Source organism: Massilia sp. BAP21 (genome assembly GCF_057801335.1).
This window is the reverse complement of sequence record NZ_CM173596.1, coordinates 197,510-218,330: the sequence shown is the minus strand read 5'-3', so window position 1 is coordinate 218,330 and position 20,821 is coordinate 197,510. Positions and strand designations below refer to the sequence as shown.

The window sequence follows — 20,821 nt, the reverse complement described above, 5'->3', positions numbered from 1 at the left end:
CATGTTCAGGGAATTCTTTGCCTTCGAGCTGGGCACGCAACTGCGCCAGCCCCTGCTCTGGGTCTGCGCACTGCTGTTCGGCGCATTCGCCTTTGGCGCCACCACCACCGACGCCATCCAGGTCGGCGGCGCCATCGGCAACGTGAACCGCAATGCGCCGCTGGTCATCGCCCAGCTGCTCAGCGTGTTCAGTTTGATCTCGATGTTCGTGGTCACTATCTTCATTGCCGGCACCGTGCTGCGCGACAGCGAAGTCGGCATTGCCGACATGCTGTTCGCCACGCCGATGAAGAAGCACGACTACCTGGGCGGGCGCTTCGTCGCCGGCCTGGTGGCCTGCCTGTTCATCTTCGCCATCATCATCTGCGGCATGATGCTCGGCCCGCTGATGCCCTGGGTCGACGCCGCGCGCGTCGGGCCGTTTGCCGGCGGCGCCTACCTCTGGTCGCTGGGCGTGATCGTGGTGCCGAACCTGTTCTTCATCGGCGCCTTGCTGATGCTGCTGGCCGCGACCACGCGCTCGATCCTGATGGTGTACGTGGGCGTGCTGGCCTTTTTCGTGCTGTGGATCGTGGCCGGCAGCTTCACCTCGAACATCGACAACGAGTGGATCGCGGTGCTCACCGACCCCTTCGGCGTGCGCGCATTGAGCCGTGCCACGCGCTACTTCTCCACCGCCGATGCGAACGCCGGCCTGCCGGACTTCGGCGGCTACATCCTCGCCAATCGCGTGCTGTGGGCGGGCGTGGCGCTGGCGCTGTTCGGCCTGACCCTGGTGCTGTTCAAGCCGCAGCGTGCGGGCACCGGCAAGCGCCTGTTCGGCAAGGCGAAAGCGCCGGCGGCGAGCGCGCCCTTGCCGACCCACCTGGCGCTGCCACGCACGACTCCACGCTTCACGGCCGCCACGCGCTGGACCCAGTGCTGGCACATCTTCGCCTTCGACGCCGCCGCCGTCTTCAGGAGCGTGCCTTTCCTGGTCATGCTGCTGCTCGGCGTGCTGAACATGGTCGGCAGTGCGAGCCAGATGGGGCGCATCTTCGGCACCGACGTGTATGCGACGACCGCCATGATGCTCGACGTCCTGAACAGCAGCTTCACCTTCCTGCTCCTGATCATCGTCACCTTCTATGCGGGCGAACTGATTTTCAAGGAACGGCAAGTAAAAATCGCGGACGTGAACGACGCCATGCCGGTGCCGAACTGGGCGCCGCTGGTGGCCAAGTGCCTGGCGCTGGTCGGCGTGGTGCTGGCCTTCCTGTTCACCGGCATCCTGGCCGCAATCGCGATCCAGCTGGTGCGCGGCGGCGCGCCGGTCGAATCCGGCCTGTACGTCAAGGGCATGCTGATTTCAGGCGTTCCCTTCATCCTGATGGGCCTGATCGCCATCGTCCTGCAAGTCGTCACCGACAACAAGTTCATCGGCTACGGCCTGATGATCGTGTTCATGGTGTGGCAGGTCGTCGCCGGCGTCATGCACCTCGACCACAACCTGTACAACATCGCCGGCCTGCCGGCAACGCCGTATTCGGACATGAACGGCTACGGCCACTTCCTCACGGGCTGGGCCTGGTTTGCGCTGTACTGGACCCTGTTCGTGGTGAGCGCATTGATCGTGGCCCAGGCCTTCTGGGTGCGCGGTTTGTCGCTCGACTGGCGTACCCGCGTGCGCACCGCGGCCCGCCGCCTGAAAGGGCCATCCGGTGCGGCACTGGCCGCCTGCGGCATCGCCTTTGCCGGCGTCGGTGCCTGGATCTTCCACAACACGAACACCCTGGCCCGTTACGAAGCCGGCGACGTGGCGATGGACAAGCAGGCCGACTACGAGAAGACCTACCGCAAGTACAAGGACCTGCCGCACGCGAAGATCACCGACGTGCGCGCCGACGTCGACATCTATCCTGAACAGCGCCGCGTCGCGATCCGCGGCCACTACCTCCTCGAGAACAAGACGGACCGGCCGCTCGACACCCTGCGCCTGCAAACCAACGCCGACGTGAGCACCACCTTTTCAAGCCTGCCCGCGCACAAGGTCGAGCTGGACGACAGGAAGTTCGGCTTCCGCATCGTCAAGCTGGCCCAGGCCCTGCCGCCCGGTGGACGCCTGCCGCTGGACTTCGTGGTCGACGTGCGCCGTCCGGGTTTCACCAATGGCGGCACGCCCGACACGATCAACCTGAACGGCACCTTCTTCAACAACCGCGCCTTCTTCCCGCTGGTCGGCTACCAGAGCGACTTCGAGCTGACCGACCGTAACGAGCGCCGCAAGCGCGGCCTGGGCGAACCCGAGCGCATGGCCAAGCTGGAAGACCAGGCGGCGCGCGCCAACTCGATGTTCGGGGCCGACGCCGACTGGATCAACTTCGAGACCACGGTGTCGACGACCGGCAGCCAGATCGCGCTGGCGCCGGGCTACCTGCAAAAGACCTGGACCGAAAACGGCCGCAACTACTACCGGTACAAGATGGACCGGAAGATGATGCCGTTCTTCGCCTACCTGTCGGCCGACTGGCAGGTGAAGAAGGGTGAATGGAAGGGCATCCCGATCGAGATCTACCACGACAAGAAGCACGCCTACAACGTCGACCGCATGATCGCCGGCACCCAGAAGGCGCTGGACTACTTCACGACCCAGTTCACGCCTTACCAGCACAAGCAGGTGCGCATCCTGGAGTTCCCGAACTACGCGAGCTTCGCCCAGTCGTTCGCGAACACGATCCCGTTCTCGGAATCGATCGGCTTCATTGCCGACCTGCGCGACAAGGAAGACCTGGACTACGTGTTCTACGTGACGGCGCACGAGATGGCGCACCAGTGGTGGGGCCACCAGGTGACGGCCGCCAACGTGCAGGGCGCGAGCATGCTGATCGAATCGCTGTCGCAGTATTCGGCGCTGATGGTGATGGAGAAGGAATACGGCCGCGGCCAGATGCGCCAGTTCCTGCGCTACGAACTCGATCGCTACCTGAGCTCGCGCGGCGGCGAACTGATCGAGGAACTGCCGCTCGTGCGCGTGGAGAACCAGGCCTACATCCACTACCGCAAGGGCAGCCTGGTGTTCTACCGCCTGCGCGACGAGATCGGCGAGGAAGCGCTGAACCGCGCCCTGAAGCGCTTCCTGCAGGACAAGGGCTACCAGGAGTCGCCGTTCACCACCTCCGCCGAACTGCTCGACTATATTCGCGCCGAAGCGCCGCCCGCCAAGCACGCGCTGATCGCCGACCTGTTCGAGAAGATCGTCTTCTACGATAACCGCGTGCTCGAAGCGAGCGCGAAAAAGCGCAGCGACGGCCAGTGGGACGTGACGATGAAGCTGCACCTGGCGAAGATGGAAGCCGACGGCAAGGGCAAGGAAACCGTGCGCGCCTACGACGAGCCCGTGGAAATCGGCGTGTTCGCCCGCGCCAAGGGGGCCAAGGAAGCCGACGAGAAAGTACTGCTGCTGGACAAGCGTGCGCTCTCTGGCGAGGACCCGGTGGTGACCGTGACCGTCAAGGAGCAGCCCTTCGAAGTCGGCGTCGATCCGTACAACAAGATGATCGACCGCGTGTCGCGCGACAACCGCAAGGAAGTCAGTATCGACTGAACACAGCGGGGGCAGGTCGCGACATCCGGACACGGCCTCTGCTGTAGCGCCATCATCGGCAGCGCCTGTGCCGATCGCATGGGCCGGGTGGACGAGGCCGCGCCCGGGCTGGGGTGTCCTGCCCGGCCACGCCGTTTCGCCGGACTAGCCGCAGGTTTCGACGTAGGCGACTGCCGGTTGCAGGCCGGCGCGCATCTTCGTCACCTTGTCGCCGGTGACTTCCAGGATGATGGCGGAACGGCCGTCGGCGCCCGGGAAGCTCACGTAGTGGCCGCTTTCGTCGTACTTGTGCGGCGTGACCTCGGCCGCGGGATGCTTGGCGCGGATCTGCGCCAGCGTGGCGCCGAACGGCACGCCGACGGCGTTCTCGATGCCGGGTTCGGCGTCGGCCCGCGTCACGACATCGTTTTCGACCATGAAGCGCAGCTTGGGCAGGGACGCGAAGCGCACCATGCTGCAGGCGGGGTCGAAAGGCTCGGGCAAGGCGGCCTTGCTGCCGGCGGCCTGCTGCGCCTGTTCCAGCGTCATGCCGAAGCGGATGGCGCCGACGCCATCCGCGCGCAAGCTCGTCGACGCATTCGCCGGCGCGGGTGTCGCTGCGACCGGTGTTTCTTGCGGCATTGCAGTGCCGGCAGGCGCGGCAGGCGGTGCTTGTTTCGAACATGCGCTCAACAGCGCGAGCATGCCAAGTAATAGTGGCTTACGCATGAAGGCCTTTCTTTTTGATATCAATTTACTCTCGACTATACTGGGGCGACGCGATGGCGGACGCACGAACGGGTCCGCCGACCTCGCTTTGAAAGGAAAAACGCTTGAAAGCGCTGCACGCCAGAGCGCTCCCGAGCGGAAAATTCGTGGCAAATGCCTTGTGCGCCGCGAAACCGAAAACCGACGCGACATGGCCGGGGAAGGAAGCGCCGTCCGGGTGGAGCGGTGGCGTTTTCCTCGATGAAGCGCGGCGAGCCAGGCATGCGCAGAGCCCTGGCTTTCAGTTCCGCCAGTAATGAATCAGCGCCCAATTTTATTGAAATTACTCATGAATACTTTGCCACTGTATCCGCAGGCACGCCTGCTGCGTGCCGACGCCGCCAGCGTCGTCGTGACCTGGTCGTTCATGGCCGCGGCGGTGCTGCTCTGGTGGATCAGCGCCTTCATGGCCCCTGCGCTTGGCGGCGCCGCGCGGCTGGCCTTGTGGGGGATGTTCCTGGCCGGCGCGGTACACATTGTCCTGGCCCTGCTGCACCGCTGTCCGGGTTGCGGCAAGCACCCGACGATCCAGGGCTTTGCGGCGCCGCACCCGGCCTCGCTTTCGCAATCGCGCGCGGCAGGGTGGGCCGGCGTGGTGACGAGCGTGGTGCGCAGGAAGCGCTTTGCCTGCATCCATTGCGGCGCCGGATACGTGGTCTAGGCCGCCAGCCTGTATCGACGGCCGGGCTCGTGTCCGGATGTCGGACTTGATCCCCGCTGTTCAGATGCCGGCCGCTTCGCCCTGGTCGCGGGCGGCTTGCAGCCGGGCGACGGTGGGGGCGAGCCAGCCGGGATCGAACTGGTCGCCGGCGAAGGGGTTCGGCGCCGTTGCGGCGACCTTCCACATCTGGTCGAAATAGGCCTCGGAGGGGTCGCTCTGGTCGCGGTAGGCCAGCCACACGCGCGAGGCGCGCTGCGGTTCCCGGGCAAAGAACAGCAGGGTCGCGTTCTGCTTATTCTTGCAGAACAAACCGAAATACGAGCGTGGGAGTGCGGCCAGGTGCGGGCAGTTCACCGGGTTGTACTGTTCGTGGACGAAGTCGCCCAGCGCGCTGCCGTAGAACCGGATCTGGTAGCCGCCGGGATGCTTCGCCTCGATCCGTCTCTGCAAGGAGCAATGGGCGCGGATGATGTTCCGGCAGGCCTGGAACCGCTGCGCACTGAGCGCGCCCTGTTCGAAATTGCTCACGTTAAACAGGCGCTGGATGACGATGCCCCTGTCGCACGCGGCCGCGGCGGCGTGTTCGAACATCGCCATCAGCGTATGTTCGTAGAACAGGACGTTGGCGACCGACTTGTAATGGTCGCCGCTCTCCAGCGAAGACAGCAGCGTGCTGAGCACCTTGCCCGCCACTTCGCGCGGGTCGGGCAGGCTGTAGTCGTGGCCGCCCGGCGAGACATAGCGGTTGGAAACGTCTTCGTGGAACAGATTCAGGGTCTCGGCAAAAGTCAGCGAGTCGTGTGTCAGGTCCGCCAGCAGATTCAGGCAGGCGTTGCTGTGCAGGATATTCGGTCCCGCAGCGCCGGCCCGGTCAGGCTCGGCATGCATGGCACGGGATCGGGCATTGATCTCGACCGCCTGCTGGACGGTCGCCACCAGTTCGCCCGTCAGCTTCGGATGGTTCAGCACCCTGAGCAGGTCGTCGTTCAGCGCCTGGTCGGCGGCGCGTTCGTTGATTTCCTTGAACAGCGCCACCTGGCGGCGGAATTCGTCCTGCTCCTCGATGACACCCGACACGTCGCGCAGGTACTCGTAGCCGAACACGGCGATGCAGGCGACGATGAAACCGGTGCCCAGTTCGGCCAGCAGCGCGGGAATGACCTCGATGTGCGGCTTGGTCACCTCGCCCAGCAGCATGAAGACCACGCCCAGGATCGCACCGGGCAGCACGATTTTCCAGACCGCGTACCACACGCGGCGCGTCACGACCGCGAAACGTTCTTCCCGCGTTGCCTCAGTATCAAGTTCTCTTGGCATGACAGCCTCCATCTGGCCTGCACCTTCGCTGAAGCCTGACAGATTTCGCCTACATGACAATTTACTTCAAAAGCCTCTTTGCGCTGTCTCAGGTCATTAAGCAATAACCTTGATCTGGCCGCTCTTTTACCGGAACTCTTGGTGTGAACCAGCGAACTTGTCGCTTTCGGGCAGCGCTGTGCCGGCCTGCCTGCGCCGCCATCAGCCCATTTCCGCGGGAACGGCGGCAGGCTGTTCCGCCCGCCGCGCCCAGCGCTGCGCCAGCACCGCGCACACCATCAGCTGGATCTGGTGGAACAGCATTACCGGCAGGATGATCATGCCCAGCGCCGAGGGTGCGAACAGCACCTTCGCCATTGGCACGCCAGTCGCCAGGCTCTTCTTCGAGCCGCAGAACACGATGGTGATTTCGTCTTCTTTCGAGAAGCCCAGGCGGCGGCTGGTCCAGGTGGCCAGGCCCAGGGCGATCGCCAGCATCAGCGCGCAGACGCCGAGCAGCGCGGCCAGCGTGGCGCCGGAAATGTGCTGCCACAGGCCTTCGGTGACCGACTCGGAAAACGCGGTGTACACCACCAGCAGGATCGAGCCCTGGTCGACGTAGCGCAGCACCGGCTTGTGGCGGTCGATGAAGGCGCCGATCCAGGGGCGCAGCAACTGGCCGGCGAGGAAGGGCAGCAGCAGCTGTTCGACGATCGCCCACACCTGCGACCAGCCGAAGCCGGCGTCGCCCGCGCCCTGCACGATGAATGCGCCCACCAGCAAGGGCGTGACGAAGATGCCGAGGAAGTTCGAGGCCGAGGCGCTGCACACGGCCGCCGCCACGTTCCCGCGCGCCATGGCGGTAAACGCGATCGAGGACTGCACGGTCGACGGCAGCACGCACAGGAACAGGATGCCGAGATACAGGTCGGGCGTGAGCAGGCCCAGGGCCAGCGGCTTGATGGCCAGGCCCATCAGCGGGAACATGACGAAGGTCGAGGCCAGCACCAGCAGGTGCAGGCGCCAGTGCAGGATGCCGGCGACGATCGCTTCGCGCGAAAGCTTGGCGCCGTGCAGAAAGAACAGCAGGCCGATGGCGAAGGTGGTGACATTCCCGAGGGCGTCGGCTACCCCGCCGCTGGCGGGCAGGAAGCTGGCCAGGACGACCATGCCGAGCAGGGCCACGGTGTAGGGTTCGATCGCGAGCTTGTGCGCGGTGGAGGAGAGGAGGGTCTTGACGCGTCCCATGTCGGTCTTTCGTGATGCCGGCCCCAGGCCAAACGCCTATTCTAGCCAGATTGTGGCTGAGGCGTGCGAGCCGGCCCCGGCGCAGGCACGCGGCGCACGGAGCCCGTATTGACCGCAAAAAAAACCGTTTTCGCCCTCCGACAGCCGAGCTATACTCGCCGCTTGTCTTCATTCACCGGGGTCTTACCTTGTTCAAATCCATCGTCCTGCCGGTCGCCTTGCTTGGCGTCGCGGCACACGCCGTCGCCGACGAAGGCCAGTGGCAACCGCACCAGCTGCCGCAGCTGAAATCCGAACTGAAACGCATCGGCATCACCATCCCGGCCGAGAAGCTGGCCGATCTGTCGAAGCATCCGATGAGCGCCATCGTGTCGCTGGGCGGCTGTTCGGCCTCCTTCGTGTCGCCGGACGGCCTGGTGGTCACGAATCACCACTGCGGCTACGGCGCCATCCAGCGCAACTCGACCCCGGAAAAGAACTACATCGTCGACGGCTTCCTGGCCAAGACCCGCGCCGAGGAACTGCCGGGCGGCCCGAACTCGCTGGTCTACGTGACCGAGAAGGTCGAGAACGTGACCGACCGCGTGCTGAAGGACCTGGGCGCGAACATGAGCGGGCGCGAACGCAGCGAAACGATTTCCTCGCGCATCAAGGCCCTGATCGCCGAATGCGAGAGCGACAAGGCCTACCGCTGCTCGGTGCCGGCCTTCCACCGCGGCCTCGAGTACTACCGCATCAAGCAGCTGATGATCCGCGACGTGCGCCTGGTGTACGCGCCGTCGGACAAGATCGGCAACTTCGGCGGCGACATCGACAACTACGAGTGGCCGCGCCAGACAGGCGACTACACTTTCCTGCGCGCGTACGTGGGCAAGGATGGCCGCCCCGCCGACCCTTCGCCGGATAACGTGCCGTACAAATCGAAGGACTTCCTGGTGGTGTCCGCCGAAGGCCTGAAGAACGGCGACCCGATCCTGCTGGCCGGCTACCCGGGCCGCACCAGCCGCTACAAGCTGCCGTCGGAAATCCGCTTCGCGCGCGACGTCGACTATCCGGCCAAGGTCAAGACCATCACCGCCGACCTCGACGTGATCGCCGCCGCTACCCGCGGCAACGCCGCCTGGGAAGTGCGCTACGCCAGCGTGGCCAAGAGCCTGAACAACGTGCTCAAGAAAACGCAGGGCCTGCTCGACGGCTTCGCGCGCAAGGACATCGCCGCCATCAAGGACGTGCAGGACGCCGAGTTCCGCGCCTGGTACGCGAAGAACGGCAGCGGCGCCGACCTGCTCGGCCAGCTCGACACCTGGATCGAGATGGACATGAACCTCTCGCGCAACGAAGCGGCATATCTTGAAGCCACCAACAGCGACCTGTTGAAAAGCGCACGTACCCTGTACCGCCTGGCCCTGGAGCGCCAGAAGCCGGACGCCCAGCGTGAATCCGGCTACCAGGAACGCGACCTGTCGTTCATCAAGGCGCGCCTGACCCGCCTGGAGCAATCCTTCGTGCCGGAAGTGGACCAGGCCCGCTGGCGCGCCAGCCTGACGCGCTGGTCCGCCGCCAGCCCGGTCATGAAGGACGACGCGACGCTGCGCCCGGCCGGCCTGCACGCGGTGATGCCCAAGGCCGACAGCCTGGACGCCTTCTACAAGAACACCGAACTGGCCGACACCGCCAAGCGCCTGGCCTGGATCGGCAAGGACGTGGACGCCTTCCGCAAGTCGAACGACCCGTTCATCCAATTGGCCGTGCGCCTGAACGACGCCGCCACCAAGCTGGAAGACGCGCGCAAGGACATCGACGGCAACCTGGACCGCACCATCCCGCAATACATGGCCGCCGTCATCGCCTGGAAGAAGTCGCAGGGTAAACCAGTCTACCCTGACGCGAACTCGACCCTGCGCGTGACCTACGGCACCGTGTCGCCGTATTCGCCGCGCGACGGCCTGGTCAAGGGGCCGTTCACGACGGTCGAGGGCATCGTCGAGAAAGCCACGGACAAGGACCCGTTCCTGGTCCCGGCGGCGCTGACGAAGGCGGTGCAGGAGAAGCGCTACGGCGTGTTCAAGGACCCGGTGCTGAACACCGTGCCGGTCAACTTCCTGTCGAGCGCCGACACCACCGGCGGCAATTCCGGTTCGGCGGTGATGAACAAGCGCGGCGAGCTGGTGGGCCTGAACTTCGACTCGACCTACGAGTCGATCACCAAGGACTGGTACTTCGACACCGCGATCACGCGCGCCATCCACGTCGACATCCGCTACATGCTGTGGGTGATGAAGGAAGTCGACGGAGCGGATAACCTGCTCAAGGAAATGACAATCAAGTACCCGAAGAAGTAATCCGGGATTGAGTGTTCAAGAACCGCGGCCGGAGCAATCCCGCCGCGGTTTTTCATGGGTTGACACTAACCCGTACGGTGGGCACCCCGTGCCCACGCGGTTACGCGCGTGTCCTTGCACCTCTAGCGGTGAATGTTCGCTCGCGAAGTATGCGATGGACACGGCAATCGAACAAATGTCGTGGCCGTTGCACATGTCGCGAGCGAGTCGGTGCCGCCAGCGGTGCAAGGATACGTGCGTACCGCGTGGGCACGGGGTGCCCACCGTACGTCACATGTCCCGGGCCCGAGTCACACGTCCCGGGCCGTAAAACGGATCGCAAAGCGCGTCTCGCCATGGCCCGTGGAGGCCAGCGTGTAAGCAAACCCATGCCGCATCAACACCTCGCGCACGAACATCAGCCCGATCCCCTGGCCACCCTGCTTGGTGCTGAAGAAGGGCGTGAACAGCTGGCGCGGCGGCACTTCGCCCAGCAGGTCGGCCGAGTCGAACACCGCCAGCACCAGCCCGTCGCCATCGCGTTCCAGCGACAGCTCCACATGCCCGCCCGCGACCCCGGCCGCCTGCCTTGCCGCCACCGCCTCGATCGCATTCTTCACGATATTCAGCAGCGCACCTTCCATCAGCTGCGCATCCAGCGCCACCGGCGGCACCTCGTCGCAGCGGCGCCAGCGCAGCGTGATGCCGCGGCTGGCGCACTGCTCGCGGTTCAGCCACAGGATGTCGTCGACCATCTCTTTCATGCGCACCGGCCGCAGCTCCGGCGCCGGCATCTTCACCACGCGCGTGAAGCGGTCGATGAATTCGCCCAGGCTCAGGTTGCGCCGTTTCACGGCCTCGATGGCGGTGGCGAAATCGGCGGCATCCGACTCGTTCAGCTGGCTGCGGTAGAACAGCAGCGAATCGAGCACGGAACGGGTAGCAGCCACCGTGTTGTTCACCTCATGCGCCAGCACCCGCACCAGCTTGGCGTAGGTGGCGCGCTCCGAGTCTTCCAGTTCCGCCGTCAGTTCCTCGACCATCAGGAAGTGGCGCGCAAAGCCGCGGTCGTAGAACTGGCCGCGCTGGGCGCGGTAGCGACGGCCTTCGAGGTCAGTGAGCAGGCGGCTGTCGCCCAGGGGCAGGGCGTCGAGCTGGGCGATCAGGTCGAGGCTGCGCTCGCGCGCCCGCGCATCCAGCCCGCGCGCCAGCGGCGCGGCGCCGGCCAGCCAGTCGGGCAGGGCATGGCCTTGCGGCCGCTCGATGCCGAGCAGGGCCAGGGCGCTGGCGTTCACCAGGCTGACGGCGCCGTCGAAATCGAAGACCAGCACCGCGCCCGGCGTCGCTTCCAGCAGGCGATCCAAAAAACCCTGCTGCTCGCCGGCGGCCAGGCGTTCGCGGTGCAGCGCCGCCAGCATGGTATTGAACATGGCGACCAGTTCTTCCAGCTCGCGCGAGCCAGGAGCCGCCAGGCGGTTCGCGTAGTGCCCGTCCTGCAGCAGGTCGTGGAAGCGGCGCGTATAGCCGAGTGGTTCCAGCGCACGGCGCAGCAGCGCAAAGCCCAGCACCAGGCTGCCCAGCAGCAGCGCTTCGGCGGCGACGAACCACACCGGACGGCCGATCAGCAGCCAGGCCGCGGCGCCGAACAGCAGCAGGTGCAGCGCCAGCAGATACGCGCCCAGGCGCAGGCGCAGCGTCACGCGCCGTCCTCGGCGCCGGGTTCGGCCAGGCCGTGGCGTTCGAGGCGCCGGTACAGGGCGGTGCGCGACAGGCCCAGCGTCTTGGCCACGCGCGTGATGTTGCCGCCGTGCTGGTCGAGCGCCTGCTCGATCATGTGGCGCTCCACCTGTTCCAGGGTCATGCCGTCCACGCCGAGGCGCGCTGTCGATCCTGGACTGCCCGTTTCATCATGCTGGCCGGCCGCGAAGTCGGCGCCCGTCAATTGCGCCTTGCCGGCCAGGAGCAGGGTGCGTTCCAGGGTTTGCTTGAGCTGGCGGATGTTGCCGGGCCAGGGCTGGGCGCCCAGCCACTCCAGCGCGCTGGCGTTCAGGCCGACCTCGCCCAGGCCATAGCTGTCGGCCACGCTCGCCGCGATGTGGCGCGCCAGCAGCGGGATGTCGCTGCGCCGTTCGCGCAGCGGCGGCAGGCGGATGGTGATCAGGTTCAGGCGGTAGAACAGGTCTTCGCGAAATTCTCCGGCCGCCACCAGCTCGGCCAGCTCGCGGTTCGTGGCCGAGACCACGCGCACGTCGGCCTGCTCGCTGCGGCTGGCGCCGACCGGCTGGTAGCGGCCGTCCTGCAGCACGCGCAGGAGTTTTACCTGGTCGCCGCGATTGAGTTCCCCGATCTCGTCGAGGAACAGGGTGCCGCCTTCGGCCGCGGCGATGTGGCCCTTGCGATCGCTGCGCGCATCGGTAAAGGCGCCGCGCACGTGGCCGAACATCTCGCTCTCGAACAGCGTCGGCGTGATCGCGCCCATGTTGATCTTGACGATGGGGCTTGCCGCGCGCGGGCTGTTGCGGTGGATGGCGTCGGCCACCAGCTCCTTGCCGGTGCCGCTTTCGCCCAGGATCAGCACCGGCGCGCGCGTCTTCGCCACCTGGCCGATGGTGGCCAGCACACGCAGCAGCTTCGGATGCTCGCCGACGATGGCGGAAAAGTCGAAGCCGCTGTCGAGCGCCGCGCGCGTGGGGCCGCCGGCCGGGGCGCCGGCCAGGTCGAGCGTGGCGCGCACCAGTTCCACCAGCTGGGCGTTGTCCCAGGGCTTGGTGAAGAAGTTGGCCGCGCCGGCCTTGATGCCATTGACCGCCAGCGCAATCGAGCCCCAGGCCGTCATCAGGAGCACCGGCAGCTGCGGATGCTGCTTGCGGATGGCTTCCAGCAGGGCCAGGCCCTCGGCGCCGCTGGTCTGCAGCGAAAAGTTCATGTCCTGCAGGACCAGGTCGAAGGGTTCGCGCGCCAGCAGGGCCAGGGCCGGCGCCGGCCCGTCGCAGCAGGCGGCGTCGAAACCGGATTGCTTGAGCAGCAGGGCCAGCGACACCTGGACCGCGCCATCGTCGTCGACGACCAGGATGCGCGGAGTGCGTGATGCTTCCATCTCGGTGAGTCTCTTTTCTGTTATTCGTAGTGCAGCGCTTCGGTCGGGCTCAGGCGGCTGGCGCGCCAGCCCGGGTACAGGGCGCACAGCAAGGATAGCAGATAGATGACCGCCATCGACAGGCCGGCCGCCGCCGCAAAGACCGCCCAGTTCAGGCTTTCGCCGAGCACGCCGGTGAGCGGCAACTGCACCAGCAGGGCCAGGCCGAGCCCGATCGCGATGGAGCTGAGCATGAACTGTTCGAGCACGATCTGGCGGTAGATGCCGGCGGCGCTGGCGCCGATCGCGCGACGTAGGCCGATCTCGGGAATGCGCGCGGTGGTGTTCTGCCACAGCGCGCCGAACAGGCCAAAGGCGACCATCACCAGCATGAAGGCGGCGATCACCGAGACCAGCACCAGCGGCGTGGCGCGCGTGTGCAGCATGGTCTTGCGCAGCGTGGCCAGCGGCGTGACCTGGTAGGCCCAGTCGTTGCGGATCAGCTTCAGGCGGCGCACCAGGCGGTTCTCGAAATCGCGCCCGGTGCCCGGCTTCACCTTCAACACGATGGTGCGGATGTCGCCCTCGTTCTTGCCCGGCTCGAAGCGCAGGAAGGCGAAGTTGACCGGCGCATCGAATTCGCCCTTGGGCCGCAAATCCTCGACCACGCCGACCACGCGGTAGCTGGTGCCCGGCTTGTCGCCTTCGCCGTCGATGAACTGCTGGCCGAGCGCGCGTTCGCCGGGGAACATGGCGTCGGCCATGCGGCGGTTGATGACCACCGGCCGCGCCGCGCTCCCGTTGTCGAGCTGGGAGAACCAGCGCCCCTCGCTCAGGCGCAGCCCGAGCACGCCGGCCAGCGCATCGTCGGTCTCGATCATTTCGGTCTGTATTTGCGGCGCCCCGGCGCTGCGCCGCATGTCGCCGGCATAGGTCGACATGGCGTAGGGCTCGTGGTTGACAAAGGCGCTGGCGCTCACCTCCGGCAGCTCGGCCAGGCCGCGCCGCAGCGTGTCGTAGACGGCGGCGTCGAAACGCTCCTTGCCGTTGTCGGCGGCCTGGATCGACACCGACCAGACGTCGTTAGCCTCGAAGCCGAGCGGCATGCGGTACAGCTGCAGGTAACGCGCGCCGAACGCGGCAACGCCGAACACGATGGCAAACGCGAGCAGGATTTCAAGGCTCAGCATCAGGTTCCTGGACTTGCGCTTCCAGGTCAGTTTCAGCAGATGGCGGAACATCAGATGGCTCCCTTCAGGGCGTGGACGGGGTCGAGGCGCGACATCTTCCAGGCGGGCAGCACGCCCGAGACCAGGCCGAAGACGGTGGCGATCAGCATGCCCCAGCCGAACACGGCCAGGTTCAGGTCGTAGCGCATGTAGTCGATCAGCTGGATGTGCTCGAGCCAGGCCAGCACGCCGGCGGTGGCGGCCAGGGCCAGCAGGCCGCCGGCCAGGCAAAGCAGCACGTTTTCCACCACCAGCTGGATCGCCAGCTGCGAACTGGTGGCGCCGAAGGCCTTGCGCACGCCGATCTCGACGCGCCGCTCCATGATGCGGCCGGTGTTCAGGTTGACCAGGTTCAGGGCCGGCAGCAGCATGAAGACCAGCATCGCCGCGACGATCAGGGCCAGCAGTTTGCCCGCGCCGGAATCGAAGGTCTCGTTGTTGCCGACCGTAATGCGTGCGAATACATCGAGCTTGCTGTCGGCCCAGAAGCGGGTGCTCTTCCATTGCTTGGGGTCGTCGTGGACGACGCTTTTCGCGATCTGCTCCACCTGGCGCTGGATGCGCGGCAGGTCGGCGGCGCGCTCGGCCAGGATCAGGGCCACGAACATGCCGCTCATCTGGTTGCGGTAGTCCGAGGACGCATAGGTGCTGATCGGCGCCCAGATGTCGGCAAAGGCGTTCACGTGCATCGCATCCTCGACCACGCCCACGACCTCGAAGTGCTGGCCGCTGACGTCGATGCGCTGGCCGATGGCAAGCGCGGGCGCACCGGGGAACAGGCGCTGCGCCGTGCTCGCGTTCAGCACCGCGATCATGCGGCCGGCGGCATCGTCGGCGGCGTTCGGCAGGCGCCCGGCCAGCAGCGTGAAATCGAGGATCTTCCAGTAGTCGGCGTCGGCGCGGCGCATCTGCAGCTCGCTCACGCGCTCGCCCTGGTAGACCGCGGCGCCGGTGGGCAGGGTCACCGCGGCCACGCGCTCGACACCCGGCATCGGCTTCAGGTACTTCTCGATCAGCTTGAAGCCGAGCGGCATGGTGCTGACGCGGTTGCCGTCCGGGCTGTCCAGGCGCATCATGACGATCTGCAGGAAGCGATCGCTCTTGCCTTCGACCCCGGACGGGCGGAAGGCGGTTTCCAGCAGCGAGGTCACGACCATCAGCACCACCAGGGTGAGCACGATGCAGACCAGGTTGATCGCGGTGAAGAGCTTGCGGCGCATGAAGACCTTCCACGCGGTGAGCAGGTAGTTGCGAAGCATGGCGACTCCTTACGCGACCAGTTGGCCGTCGAACACGCGCACGATGCGGCTGGTGCGGCGCGCCTCGTGCTCGTCGTGGGTGACCATGACCACCGTGGTGCCCTCGGCGTTCAGCTTGAGCAGGATGTCCATGACTTCGGCGCCCATCTTGCTGTCGAGGTTACCGGTCGGCTCGTCGGCGAGCAGCACCTGCGGCTGGCCGACGATGGCGCGCGCGATCGCCACGCGCTGCTGCTGGCCGCCCGAGAGCTGGTTCGGGAAGTGGTCCATGCGCGCGCCGAGGCCCACCTTTTCCAGTGCTTCCTCGGCCAGGCGGCGGCGCTCGCCGGCGGGCATCGACCGGTACAGCAGCGGCAGCTCGACGTTGTCGATCACGCGCAAATCGGGGATCAGGTGGAAGCTCTGGAAGATGAAGCCGAAGGTGCTGTTGCGCAGTTTGGCCACCTGCTTGTCGCGGTAGCGCGTGATCGGGATGCCGTCGACCTCGATGCTGCCCGCGCCCGGCCGGTCCAGCAGGCCGATGAGATTGAGCAGGGTGCTCTTGCCGCAGCCGCTGGGGCCCATCATGGCCACGAATTCGCCTTGTTGCACGTGCAGGTCGATTTCCTTCACGGCCAGGGTTTCCACCTTGTCGGTGCGGTAGGTCTTGCTGACTTTGTTCAGTCGGATCATGGTTGTCCCTCGTTTGAATTCAGTTGGTGATGCGGATGCTGTCGAGATCCTTGAAGGCCTTGGTGTCGGACACGATGAAGCGCTCGCCCGGCCGCGCACCGGACAGCACTTCGACCAGCCTGCCGTCGCCGCCACCCAGCTGCAGCGTGGTCTTGCGCGCCACGCCGTCGCGCACTGCGAATGCCGGCTGCGGGCCGCTGCCGTTGAAGGCGGCGCCGGCATCGAGCACCAGGGTGCCGGTCTTTTGTTCGGTGACGATGTTGACGTCGACGCGCATCTTGTTGCGCAGCAGCGGGTTGTGCGGCTGATCGAGGTCGACCAGCAGCTTGACGGTGCCGTTCTGGATTTCGGGCAGGATCGTGTGCACGCGTCCCGCCAGCACCTCGCCGTTCTGCTCGACGCGCACCTTCTGGTCGGGCACCAGCAGGCGCGCATGGAAGTCGGACAAGGTCGCCTCGACGCGGTAGTTGTTCATCTCGGACACCCGCGCCAGCAGCTGGCCGGCGGCCACGCTGGCGCCTTCTTCCTGCACCAGCGAGGTCAGCATGCCGGCCCAGGGTGCGGCTACCTTCGTCTGCGCCAGCCGGCGTTCCTGCTGGGCGATCTGCTTGGCCAGGATCGCCTTTTGCAGGTTGGCGGCGTCGATGCTGCCAGCGGTGGCGCGGCGGCTGTCGGCGATCTGCTCGCGCTGCTGGCGCAGCTGGATCTCGGTGCGCTTCACGTTCAGTTCCGAGGCCAATAAATCCTCGCCCGAGACCAGGCCGCTCTGGCGCAGCTTCTGGTTGCGTTCCTGGCGCGCCCTGGCCGACAGCAGGTCGAGTTCCAGCAATTCGATGCTGCTGGCGAGCGCCTTGTGCTTCTGGTCCAGTTCCACCTTCAGCAGGGCGACGCGGTTTTCCTGCTGCGCCAGCTGCTCCTGCAAGGCCTCGAGGGCGAGGCGCACTTCGCGGTCGTCGAGTTCCAGCAGCAGCTGGCCGGCCTGCACCTGCTGGCCCGGTTTCGCATGGACCTTGGCCACGCGGCTGGCGGCCGGGCTGGCCACCACTTCCTCGTGCACCGGGATCACGATGCCGGAGGCGTTCACGGTGCTGGCGACGTCGCCCTTGCGCACGGTGGAGACGATGATGTCGGCAGCGGCCACGCTCGGCCGCAGCAGGCGGTTGATGCCCCAGCAGGCGGCCACGATGGCGGCGAGCAGCAGGATGCCGAGGGCGATGCGGATGCGCCGGCGGCGGCGGATGAAATCGGGAGCGAGGGCCTGGTCCATGGTGAAGGTGTGCTTGGTCTTGTCTTCCTTATTGCAAGGGCCGTGCCAGCCCGGTTTGCCCCGTACGCACCGGGCTGTGGCGGCGCCCGCTGACCGCCTGCGAACACTGGTGTCCGGTTCCGGACAGTTGCTTATCCTTGCGCATTCCCGTGGTAACTCGCATAATCGCCTGCTGACCTGTTCGCGCCGCCTGCGCACCCGATGCGCAGCTTGCGCAGAACCGTCCCAATGAACGATACCCTCGCCATCTTCGGCTTTCCCACCACGCCGCTCGAACTGATTTCGCTTGCCCTCGCGGTGACCACCGTGCTGCTCAACGTGCGCCAGAACCACTGGGCCTGGCTGTTCTCGATCACCTCGTCGGCCACCTATGCCGTGGTGTTCTTCGACGCGCGCCTGTATGGCGACAGCGGTTTGCAGCTGGTCTTCATCGCCGCGTCCGTGTGGGGCTGGTACCAGTGGCTGCGCGGGGCAGGAGACACGCGCCTGGTGGTCACGCGTTTGCACGGCGCCGGCTGGGCCTGGGCATTGGCGGGGTGGGCGCTCGGCTTCCTGCTGCTGTCGTGGTTCCTGAAGACCTACACGAATACCGACGTGCCGCACATGGACGCCTTCCTCACCGCCGGCAGCCTGGTCGGCCAGCTGCTGCTGGCGCGTAAAAAAGTCGAGAACTGGGTCGTGTGGATCGTGGTCGACGTGCTGTACGTGGGCCTCTACCTGTTCAAGGACCTGCACGTGACGGCGGTGCTGTATGCGGTCTTCGTGCTGCTGGCCGCGCGTGGGCTGCGCGCATGGGGCAACATCGCGCGGGTGGACCGATGAAGCGCATCGCCATCCTCGGCGCCGAGTCCTCGGGCAAGTCGACCCTGTGCGAGGCGCTGGCGCGGCGCCATGGCACCGTGTGGGTGCCCGAATACCTGCGCGAGTTCGTCGACACGATGGGGCGCGTGCCCTTCGAGGAAGACCAGTTCGGCATCGCCCGCACCCAGCGCGCGCGCGAAGATGCGGCGGCCTTGCAGGCACGCGACTACCTGTTTTGCGATACCACGCCCCTGATGACGGCGCTGTACAGCCGCGTGTACTGGGGCCGCGTCGATGCGCAGCTGACGGAACTGGCGCGCACGCACGACTACGCGCTGACGCTGGTGACCGCCACCGACACACCCTGGACGCCGGATGGCCTGCAGCGCGAATCGGAAGAAGTGCGCGAGCTGGTGCACCGCATGGTGCTGGCGGAATTGCGGGAACGGGGCATCCCGTACCTGCTGGTGAGCGGAGACCTGCCGCAGCGCCTGCGGCAGGTGGAGAATGCGCTGGCTGCGCTTTAGAAGTCGAACTGCGCCGACACGCGGAAGGTGCGCGGCGCGCCCGGCAGCAAATAGCCGCCCAGTTGCTGGGTGACGTCGCGCCAGTAGAACTTGTCGAACAAATTATCGACGCGCGCACGCAGCGTTACGTTCTGCGACCCCATCTTCATGTCATACGCGGCGCCCAGGCCGAACACGTGGTAGCCCGGCACATACACCGTGTTCTGCGGATCGAAGGCCTTCTTGCCCGCGTACTGCCACTGGCCGCTTACCTTCAGGCCCGCGACTGCCGGCAGCGCGTAGTCGGCCCACAGCGTGGTCTTCAGTTCCGGCACGTTGGTGGCGCGCTTGCCGTCGTACAGGGCGTCGCCGGTGTCCTGCTGCCTGGCCCGCAAGGCCATCAGGGTTGCGCCGTAGGTGAGGGCGCCGCTGCTGCGCTGGGCCGCCAGTTCGACGCCGCGGTGCATCTGCTCGCCGTTGCGGACAAAGGTGTTCGCTTCATTCACGTATTCCAGGCCGGTGCTGATCTGGAACAGCGCCGCCGTCAGGCCGATGTCGCCAAGGCGGCCCTTGGCGCCGAGCTCGAACTGCTTCGAGCGGTTCGGGCCCAGGTCCTGGTTCTGGTTAGTGGTTTCCATCTCGGCCACGCCGCCCGATTGCAAGCCATGGGCCACGGTGCCGTACACGTTCCAGCCCGGCGTCACGCTGTACACCAGCGAGGCGCTCGGCAGCAGCCAGCTGCCCTTGCTCGCCGTCGGGCCGAGTGCCAGTTCCGGCGTTTGCGTGCTGTCGATCTTCGTGTAGCGCAGGCCGGCGTGCAGGGCGAGTTCCGGCGTCAGCGTGAGGATGTCCTGCACGAACAGCGAACGTTCGCGCTCGGTAAAGCGCTCGCTGACCGGGCCGGTGCTCGGGTTGCCCGGCGCCGGGTCGACGGCCAGGTTGGCGTAGATGTTGCTGTAGCCGGCGTAGTCGTAGACGTAGTCGCCGTAGCTGTTGTGGCGCTCGGCGTAGCCGATGCCGGCGGTGAGCACATGGCGCACGCCGCCGCTGGCGAAGCGGCCCTGCACCTGCGCCTGCACGCCGAACGGCGTCTTGCGCTCGCCCACGCTCTGGTAGTCGTACACGTCGTAGTCGCCGTTCGAGCAATAGCCCGGATAGTAGCCGTCGCCCTCGTTGCTGCAGCCGTAAGGGAAAGCGGTGTAGTCGTCGCGCTTGAACCAGTGCTTGTTGGCGGTAACCGTGGCGCGCCAGTCGCTGTTCAAGCGGTAGTCGAAGCGCAGGCCGAAGTTGGCGCTGTCGGTGTCGACCGGCCTGGTCCAGGGCTGGGCATTCAGGAGGGTCTTCGGGTTCACGCCGCGCGGTAGTTCCACGCCGCGGATCAATTGGTAGCCGGGCGCGGTGATCTGCTCCTTGTGCTGGAAGTCGGCATCCAGCTGCAGCAGGGCGTCCGGACTGATCTGCCAGTCGAAGGCGCTTGATACGAACTGGCGCTTGCCATCGGCGCCGTCCACATACGAACGCAGGCGCTCGGCGGCGGCGTTCACGCGGTAGCCGAAGCGCTTGTCCTCGAAACGCCCGCCGACATCGACGGCGCCGTACAGGGTGCCGCGCTCGCGCGCTTCGACCGTGACGGAACGCAGGTCGGTGTCCGTCGGGCGCTCCGTGACGAAGTTCAGGATGCCGCCCGGCGCCGCCAGGCCGGCCTGCATGCCGGCCACGCCCTTCAGCAGTTCCAGGCGTTCCTTGTTCTCCAACGGGATCTGGGCGTCGGCGGGAATGGCGATGCCGTCCTTGCGGTAGCCCGAGTTATTGTTCAGCATGAAGCCGCGCACCGAGAACTGCTCGGCATAGCCGACCGCGTTGTAGGCGTCGCCGACTGAGGCGTCGTAGGCGAGGGCGTCGCTGGCGCTGCGGATCGACAGATCCTGCATCTGCGCGCGGCTGAAGGCGCTGATCGAGACCGGGGTGTCGACAATCGGCATGTCGGCAAAGCCGCCGACGCTGGCGCGGTCGCTCGTGGTCCACTTGCTGCCGCTGACGACGACCGAGGGAATGGCGTCGTTCGTTTGTGCAAATGCCGGGACGGCGAACGCCTGGGCCACGGCGCAGGCGAGGAGGGTGTGCTGCAAGACTGGTTTCATTGTGTGCTCGGATT

General features: G+C 66.3%; 15 protein-coding genes. 5 read left to right on the top strand and 10 right to left on the bottom strand.

Annotated elements, in window-relative coordinates:
* Position 1 precedes the first annotated feature (1 nt).
* Positions 2 to 3,583, top strand: a complete 3,582-nt coding sequence (locus ACWYRN_RS00960) for a M1 family aminopeptidase (protein ID WP_488690694.1) — start codon at positions 2 to 4, stop codon at positions 3,581 to 3,583.
* A gap of 144 nt (positions 3,584 to 3,727) precedes the next feature.
* Here the strand turns inward: ACWYRN_RS00960 and ACWYRN_RS00955 are convergent, their stop codons facing one another.
* The gene (locus tag ACWYRN_RS00955; protein ID WP_488690693.1) at positions 3,728 to 4,204 is read right to left on the bottom strand and encodes a hypothetical protein; all 477 of its coding nucleotides are present in this window, start codon (positions 4,202 to 4,204) and stop codon (positions 3,728 to 3,730) included.
* A 415-nt stretch (positions 4,205 to 4,619) separates the two neighbouring features.
* Between ACWYRN_RS00955 and ACWYRN_RS00950 the strand changes: the two genes are divergently transcribed.
* The gene (locus ACWYRN_RS00950) at positions 4,620 to 4,991 is read left to right on the top strand and encodes a hypothetical protein (RefSeq protein WP_488690692.1); all 372 of its coding nucleotides are present in this window, start codon (positions 4,620 to 4,622) and stop codon (positions 4,989 to 4,991) included.
* A 60-nt stretch (positions 4,992 to 5,051) separates the two neighbouring features.
* Here ACWYRN_RS00950 and ACWYRN_RS00945 read toward each other — a convergent pair whose 3' ends face one another.
* Both ACWYRN_RS00945 and ACWYRN_RS00940 read right to left on the bottom strand, forming a co-directional pair.
* Positions 5,052 to 6,308 (bottom strand): hypothetical protein, encoded by a 1,257-nt coding sequence (locus ACWYRN_RS00945; RefSeq protein ID WP_488690691.1) that lies wholly within the window; start codon positions 6,306 to 6,308, stop codon positions 5,052 to 5,054.
* Between the two features lie 201 nt (positions 6,309 to 6,509).
* A complete protein-coding gene (locus ACWYRN_RS00940; protein ID WP_488690689.1) occupies positions 6,510 to 7,535 on the bottom strand; it encodes a bile acid:sodium symporter family protein in 1,026 nt (341 codons plus the stop codon).
* A gap of 188 nt (positions 7,536 to 7,723) precedes the next feature.
* Between ACWYRN_RS00940 and ACWYRN_RS00935 the strand changes: the two genes are divergently transcribed.
* Entirely contained in the window at positions 7,724 to 9,877 is a 2,154-nt protein-coding gene (locus ACWYRN_RS00935; RefSeq protein ID WP_488690688.1) for a S46 family peptidase, read from the top strand.
* A gap of 290 nt (positions 9,878 to 10,167) precedes the next feature.
* Here ACWYRN_RS00935 and ACWYRN_RS00930 read toward each other — a convergent pair whose 3' ends face one another.
* From ACWYRN_RS00930 to ACWYRN_RS00905, 6 genes are read right to left on the bottom strand one after another with little or no spacing between them, the layout of a single operon-like run.
* Entirely contained in the window at positions 10,168 to 11,556 is a 1,389-nt protein-coding gene (locus ACWYRN_RS00930) for a sensor histidine kinase (RefSeq protein WP_488690687.1), read from the bottom strand.
* A complete protein-coding gene (locus ACWYRN_RS00925; RefSeq protein ID WP_488690685.1) occupies positions 11,553 to 12,953 on the bottom strand; it encodes a sigma-54-dependent transcriptional regulator in 1,401 nt (466 codons plus the stop codon). The genes ACWYRN_RS00930 and ACWYRN_RS00925 overlap by 4 nt, the downstream gene beginning before the upstream one ends.
* 20 nt (positions 12,954 to 12,973) lie before the next feature.
* Positions 12,974 to 14,173, bottom strand: a complete 1,200-nt coding sequence (locus tag ACWYRN_RS00920; RefSeq protein ID WP_488690684.1) for an ABC transporter permease — start codon at positions 14,171 to 14,173, stop codon at positions 12,974 to 12,976.
* The gene (locus ACWYRN_RS00915) at positions 14,173 to 15,420 is read right to left on the bottom strand and encodes an ABC transporter permease (protein ID WP_488690683.1); all 1,248 of its coding nucleotides are present in this window, start codon (positions 15,418 to 15,420) and stop codon (positions 14,173 to 14,175) included. The genes ACWYRN_RS00920 and ACWYRN_RS00915 overlap by 1 nt, the downstream gene beginning before the upstream one ends.
* Positions 15,421 to 15,429: 9 nt before the next feature.
* Positions 15,430 to 16,092, bottom strand: a complete 663-nt coding sequence (locus ACWYRN_RS00910; protein ID WP_488690682.1) for an ABC transporter ATP-binding protein — start codon at positions 16,090 to 16,092, stop codon at positions 15,430 to 15,432.
* Positions 16,093 to 16,111: 19 nt separating this feature from the next.
* Positions 16,112 to 17,359, bottom strand: a complete 1,248-nt coding sequence (locus ACWYRN_RS00905) for an efflux RND transporter periplasmic adaptor subunit (RefSeq protein WP_488690681.1) — start codon at positions 17,357 to 17,359, stop codon at positions 16,112 to 16,114.
* 228 nt (positions 17,360 to 17,587) lie between these two features.
* Here ACWYRN_RS00905 and pnuC point away from each other — a divergent pair, with 228 nt between their 5' ends.
* Both pnuC and ACWYRN_RS00895 read left to right on the top strand, forming a co-directional pair.
* A complete protein-coding gene (gene pnuC, locus ACWYRN_RS00900) occupies positions 17,588 to 18,181 on the top strand; it encodes a nicotinamide riboside transporter PnuC (RefSeq protein WP_488690679.1) in 594 nt (197 codons plus the stop codon).
* Positions 18,178 to 18,687, top strand: coding sequence for an AAA family ATPase (locus ACWYRN_RS00895; RefSeq protein ID WP_488690678.1), 510 nt, complete (start codon positions 18,178 to 18,180; stop codon positions 18,685 to 18,687). The genes pnuC and ACWYRN_RS00895 overlap by 4 nt, the downstream gene beginning before the upstream one ends.
* Here ACWYRN_RS00895 and ACWYRN_RS00890 read toward each other — a convergent pair.
* The gene (locus tag ACWYRN_RS00890) at positions 18,684 to 20,807 is read right to left on the bottom strand and encodes a TonB-dependent siderophore receptor (RefSeq protein WP_488690677.1); all 2,124 of its coding nucleotides are present in this window, start codon (positions 20,805 to 20,807) and stop codon (positions 18,684 to 18,686) included. The genes ACWYRN_RS00895 and ACWYRN_RS00890 overlap by 4 nt on opposite strands.
* Between the last annotated feature and the right edge of the window lie 14 nt (positions 20,808 to 20,821).